The sequence below is a fragment of the uncultured Nostoc sp. genome (assembly GCF_964245445.1).
Lineage (GTDB): Bacteria > Cyanobacteriota > Cyanobacteriia > Cyanobacteriales > Nostocaceae > Nostoc.
In genome coordinates this window covers 1-5,420 of record NZ_CAXTNE010000400.1, presented here as the reverse complement: position 1 = coordinate 5,420, position 5,420 = coordinate 1, and the positions used below count along the sequence as shown (strand labels likewise).

The following is a 5,420-nucleotide window of genomic DNA, read 5'->3' as shown; positions in this document are numbered from 1 at the left end:
ATTATATCTATACCTAAATCTCCAGATCATACTATTAATATATCAGAAGAAAACCAAGCTAGCTTTATATTTTTTAGGCTAAGAAAAGTTATTAATCTAATTGCCTTTTTTAGCGGGGGACTGTTTTTCTTAAGATTAATTGATTGGGAAGAAATCTTCATAAGGATCACTCATTCTAGTCTAGAAGTATCGACATTTTTTTTAAATAAATTAGATTTTAATGCTTTATTGTCTTCAAATTTTTATCTTATACTTTGTTCTATTTTGTCTATAATAATCTATGGGTCTTTTCTTCAGCTAGGCAGTGCTTCACACATTGAAGTAACATATTACATCAAACTTAAAAATTTATTAGCAACTGGACAATATTTATTTTGTTTAGCATTAGGAGGTTCATTTTTTGGAGGTTTAATAGCAAGTATAACTGGTTCAATTGTTGGTGCAATCGGAGGGGGGGTTTTTGGTCTAATTAGTGTAAATATAAATAATCCTAATATTTGGAGGCAGGGCAGAAACGTAATTACTTCTGCTTTAGGAGGTGCATTACTTGGAGGATTAATTGGCCATCTTCCTGGTTCTATTTGCGGTGCAGTTATAGGTGGTATCTTTAGTGTATTCACACAAATTTAATACGACAAATATTTTGTTAATGGAAGAAAATTAATGGCTATCAGCAACTCGTATAAATTGATTTTGTGGGGAATTATCTCTGTATCTTTCCTAATACTTTATTTTTTTCGTAGTGGAAGACAATTTCCAAACTTAGTAATTACAATTAATATGGCTTTGGCTTCCGGTGCTTTAGTAACTAGTATAAGCTTATTTTGGCAATTAATTTCATCAGCAAATCTTAGGACAATTCTTGAGAAGGAAGTTGGATTTGATATAACTGCACTGTATTTAGGAGTAGTTGCAGCTGGTTGGGTATCGTTACAACCCATAGCACAATTGTTCCAACCTAGTTCTTTTATTGGTAAAGTTCAAGAATGTGAAATTTATAGTGGTAAAATATTGTACTATAGATTATCTTGCCATAATAACCAAAGTTATAGAATTGTATTAATGGAAGATACATTTAATCAACTCATTTCAAGAAATGGTTCTACAAGTTTAATTCAAAATCCTGATGATTTAATAGGTAAAAATGTAACTATAATTGATGTATCTCCTATTGTTATAGGGAGAAATCGTGAATTAAGAGTTAATGAGATTCAACAAATTTTTATTAATTAAAGATTAAATAGTTTGCTCGTAATTATACAAGTTAAATTTTTTATAACCACTTCTAACAATATAGAATTATTTCTACAGCTAATTATAAATAAGTTGTTTGTATAGATTTCTCAAAATTTAAATAATTTAATTGAAAAGTTATTGAATATAATAATTGTGTTGGGAATAAATAAAAACTACAGTATTTGTTAAAAATAGTTTTTAATCTTACATCAATTGTTCAAATCCTTGATGTGTTGGGGTGGTATTTCAATTGCAAAATTAATGTGGAAGCTTATAGTCCAATACGGTTCAGTTAAGCCCAAAAAATAAATTGCGTAGGTTGGGTTGAGGAACGAAACCCAACATTTTCAGGCATTAGTTGGGTTGAACGAAGTCAAACCCAACCTACAATTATCTTTAACTGAACGGTATTGGACTATAAGCTCATCATCAAGTGTCAGCCAAAGCAGCCTGTTAGCGAGCCTGGAGCCGTACTATAACTTCTTCCCCATCCAGGAGTTCGCTTCTCTGAGCTTGGTCAATACCCTTTTGAATTTCCTCTTGCAAGCTTTCTAGTTTCAGTTGGTTTAGCTCCTTTTTAAGCTGTTGCAATCGATTAAGCATCTGCTGGAAATTACGGGCATCTTGAATCACCCCTGCCGCTTCCCCTTTCAAACTGATAACTGTTAAAATCTTATTCCCAGTTGCCCGTTAAACCCACGAATAGAATTGTAACCAGCACCAACAAAAACGTTATTAGTAGCACCTACCTGAACGCCACCTGAAACTGCAACACCTTTATCTTCTGAATAAAGTCCAACTCCTACATAAGGTGAAATTACAGGCAAACTGATAAATTTTAAAACATCTACTCCCGTAGCACCATCAGGGCCAGTTCCTAACTCAACCCCAAAATTTAAAGCCCTAGCTCCTACAGCATAAGTTACATCACCATCTTTTCCACCGACTGAAACCCAAGGTTGCGGTATAAGTTGAGCCGATGCCTGACTTGGGGCAAATAAAGCTAGCAAACCGATGGATGTAATGAATGTTTTAGTAATAATCGCTATTTTCACGTTATTCTCCTCCACTAACTGCTGCATTTTAATTTTTTTCTCACAACTACCCTTGCTTGAGCAATACTGTTATAGCAACGGACAAGAAGCTTAGGACAACAATAAAATCACAAAGCTATGTTCTTGAAGGCGCGTTTCCTGCCAACTGTCCTAACGGCTTTAGCGACTGCTATAACTAGGGTTTGTCTATGATGGCTAATCGTGACGGATTAAACGTCATTTGAGTGCCGGATGAGTGCAAGCATTATTTTATTCATCTAATATTAGTTACAGCAACTTTCGTATATTTGAAACGTAGGGGCATAAGAGTACAAGGAGTAAGGGACTTCCAACTAAAAAAATATCCTATCGCGGTGTAGGCAGGGGGGCAGGGGGCAGGGGGAGAAAAAAAAATATTATCTGAGTAAATTGGATAATTTATTTTCTGGAAGTCCCTAAGACTCACAGTAATTCTTCCGCCTTGTCTCACCATCCTCTTCTGATCAGGTATATTTGCTAGCAAATGCTGTCGCCAAACAAGCAAATGCGATCGCCAAACAAGCAAATGCTGTCGCCAAACAAGCAAATGCGATCGCCAAACAAGCAAATGCGATCGCCGAACAAGCAAATGCGATCGCCGAAATAACAAATGCGATCGCCAAACAAGCAAATGCTGTCGCCAAACAAGCAAATGTTGTCGCCAAACAAGCAAATGCTGTCGTCAAACAAGCAAATGCTGTCGCCGAACAAGCATTTGCGGTATCGAATGCCCACTCCCAAATAATCTAAACTAACACTTTAATTAATCTAGGACTTACGCACTGTACAAATGCATTGTGATGTGCATTACCTAAAATAGGAAGTTTTCAGGCTTTTCTTAATTATCCTGCGATCATAAATAGACCATGCTGTAGGGAACATTGCTGTGCCCTTACGAAAGATATGGTTTTGAACCTTGATTCATATTTGGTATTTCTTGTCAATGCGTAAGTCCTATAATCAAGGTATATTAACAGTATGATTAGATGACTATATGGATAATACATATAATTGTTTATTGCCACCTGGGTACGTTATTCGCAAAGCGAAACCTTTTGATATGTGGTTAATTCGTTTATTTATTATTAGAGGAAGACTTGACCCTTCTCAACTAAAATGGCAGCAATTTTGGGTTGTTGAGCATAATCGGTCTTTAGTAGCTTTCGGACAGCTACGAAACTTTGAATTTGCACAAGAAATTGGCAGTCTATCTGTTTTACCAGCTTACCGAAATCGGGGATTAGGGACTTTTATAATACAGCATTTAATTGCTCAATCTACTCAACTGCTTTATTTAAAATGTTTAAAACATAAATTAGAATTTTTTTACGCTCAAAGAGGCTTTATATCTGTCAGCTATGAGGAATTACCAGTATCACTCAAGTATAAGTTTCGCCTGTCTCAATTACGAAAGAATTTACTAAAAGCTTTTGTACTATTTATGAAGTATCAAGCTCCCATCTGAAACACTTGTCTGCATCGCGCATATTTTACATATTTTTTGATCCTCACGGCAGCAACCCTACTCAAAAGTGGAAACATCTCGCAGCAAACTAGGAATTTCCCCTTGAGATAAAGGAAACTCCAGCAATGTTTCTCTAAGACCCAAATACCCAGATTCAGCAAACGACAAAAGCATTCGTGAAAGCGCTAGCCAAACCTCCGGTTCGTATTCCCAATCACGATAACGCGAAGCTTTACCAGCAATTGAACGTAGCGCCCAGAAATAAGAGTTTCTCACCACCGAACCACCCTTCTTCAACTCTGGCAAATCTTCGTGGTGGATAAAAAGTATTTGATTTTCAATTCTGGCTCTCATGTCAATTTTAGATTAAAAGTAAATCTTAAGTAGGGTGCATTAAGGCTTTAGCCTAATGCACCATATTGTACGGCGGTGCATCGTTTTTATCTTTTCTCTGTGTTCTCTGCGCCTCTGTGGTTCAATAAATAACTTTTAAACCGTAGAGGCACAGAGAAGCCAGTGCGCCCTTGCGGTACCCCGACTTGTACCCCTACGGGGATCTTGCTACGCTCTTAGCGTTCCCACAGGGTAGCAACTGGCGCAACGCACAGAGGAAAGCAGAGATTTTGTTATTGCAAAATCTCTAGATTTAATACCTAAAAATTAGCGTTTAAACCCAGACGAAAAGTGAATCCAGGGCTATATATGCGATTAACTCGCTCATATTGCTCACCGAGTAGATTTTCTAAATAGACTGTCAATCCTAAATTGGTAGTTAAAGGTATACGACCGGTGAAATCTAAATTCACGAAAGATGGTGCAAAATCTGTAGGCTTGTCAGTAGAGTTAGCAAAGATGGATCTGCGAGCGCCACTATTGTAGGTAATATACAAGTTAGCTTGCCATCCTGCATTTTCATAACCTACACCAGTTTGAAGTACAGAGTAGGGAATTAAACCTAACTGCAAACCTTTCTCTGTACCTGTTTTTATTTGAGCATCTGTATAAGTATAGTTGAGGAAAGTTGACCAGCCAGCCGCAATTTTAAATTGCAAAGCTGCTTCTAAACCATTGGTATCTACTAATCCAATGTTTTCCCATCTTCCGGCGATGACTCCCAAGCGATCGCCTATACTACTACCAAAGTAAGTAAACTGTCCAATCAGATTTTGAGAAAAGTTTACATCTACTCCTGCACTCCAAGTAGAGCCAGTTTCCGGGCTTAAATCAGGATTAGGTGTCCAACCATGAACCGTATCATAAACATACAACTGATCTAACCCAGGATTGCGTTGTGCCCCTGCCCAACTTCCACGCACTGCTACTATTGGTGTGACAGCATAACGTAACCCAAAACTAGGATTGAGATAATTTCCAAACTGGCTATCAAAGGTTTGCCTTAGCCCTAAATCTATTAGAAAATTATCGCTAATATTCCAAGTGTTGACAGCAAATAAAGCTGTATTGAACAAACTCCGATCTTCCTTTTCGTTTTCGGTAATCCTAGTAGGATCTGTACTCAAAACATCACCGATTAAATCGGTGTTTTTCAAATCTAATCCCCAACGCAATTTATTATTGGAAGTAATTTTCCACGGGAGCGATGCGATTTTGTGAGATGCCTTACTTCGTTTGGGCAGGGGGCAGGG

The 5,420-nt window shown here is 37.2% G+C and carries 8 protein-coding genes; 4 read left to right on the top strand and 4 right to left on the bottom strand.

Going from position 1 to position 5,420, the window contains the following annotated elements; translation table 11 throughout:
- On the top strand, nt 1–630 hold a 630-nt coding region (locus ACFE90_RS35895), incomplete at its 5' end, for a hypothetical protein (protein ID WP_375507021.1).
- Between the two features lie 33 nt (nt 631–663).
- Entirely contained in the window at nt 664–1,233 is a 570-nt protein-coding gene (locus tag ACFE90_RS35890; RefSeq protein ID WP_375507020.1) for a hypothetical protein, read from the top strand.
- 456 nt (nt 1,234–1,689) lie between these two features.
- Here the strand turns inward: ACFE90_RS35890 and ACFE90_RS35885 are convergent, their stop codons facing one another.
- Both ACFE90_RS35885 and ACFE90_RS35880 read right to left on the bottom strand, forming a co-directional pair.
- The gene (locus tag ACFE90_RS35885) at nt 1,690–1,890 is read right to left on the bottom strand and encodes a hypothetical protein (RefSeq protein ID WP_375507019.1); all 201 of its coding nucleotides are present in this window, start codon (nt 1,888–1,890) and stop codon (nt 1,690–1,692) included.
- An 11-nt stretch (nt 1,891–1,901) separates the two neighbouring features.
- On the bottom strand, nt 1,902–2,318 hold the full coding sequence (locus tag ACFE90_RS35880) for a hypothetical protein (protein ID WP_375507018.1): 417 nt from the start codon (nt 2,316–2,318) through the stop codon (nt 1,902–1,904).
- Nucleotides 2,319–2,783: 465 nt separating this feature from the next.
- On the opposite strand from ACFE90_RS35880, the gene ACFE90_RS35875 reads away from it, so the two are divergent.
- Nucleotides 2,784–3,059, top strand: a complete 276-nt coding sequence (locus tag ACFE90_RS35875; RefSeq protein WP_375507017.1) for a hypothetical protein — start codon at nt 2,784–2,786, stop codon at nt 3,057–3,059.
- A 244-nt stretch (nt 3,060–3,303) separates the two neighbouring features.
- Nucleotides 3,304–3,774, top strand: a complete 471-nt coding sequence (locus ACFE90_RS35870) for a GNAT family N-acetyltransferase (protein WP_375507016.1) — start codon at nt 3,304–3,306, stop codon at nt 3,772–3,774.
- A 57-nt stretch (nt 3,775–3,831) separates the two neighbouring features.
- On the opposite strand, the gene ACFE90_RS35865 is transcribed toward ACFE90_RS35870, so the two are convergent.
- Together ACFE90_RS35865 and ACFE90_RS35860 are read right to left on the bottom strand one after the other, a co-directional pair.
- Nucleotides 3,832–4,128, bottom strand: a complete 297-nt coding sequence (locus tag ACFE90_RS35865) for a hypothetical protein (protein ID WP_375507015.1) — start codon at nt 4,126–4,128, stop codon at nt 3,832–3,834.
- 299 nt (nt 4,129–4,427) lie between these two features.
- Nucleotides 4,428–5,420: TonB-dependent receptor domain-containing protein (locus tag ACFE90_RS35860; protein WP_375507014.1), on the bottom strand; the 993-nt coding region annotated here is incomplete at its 5' end.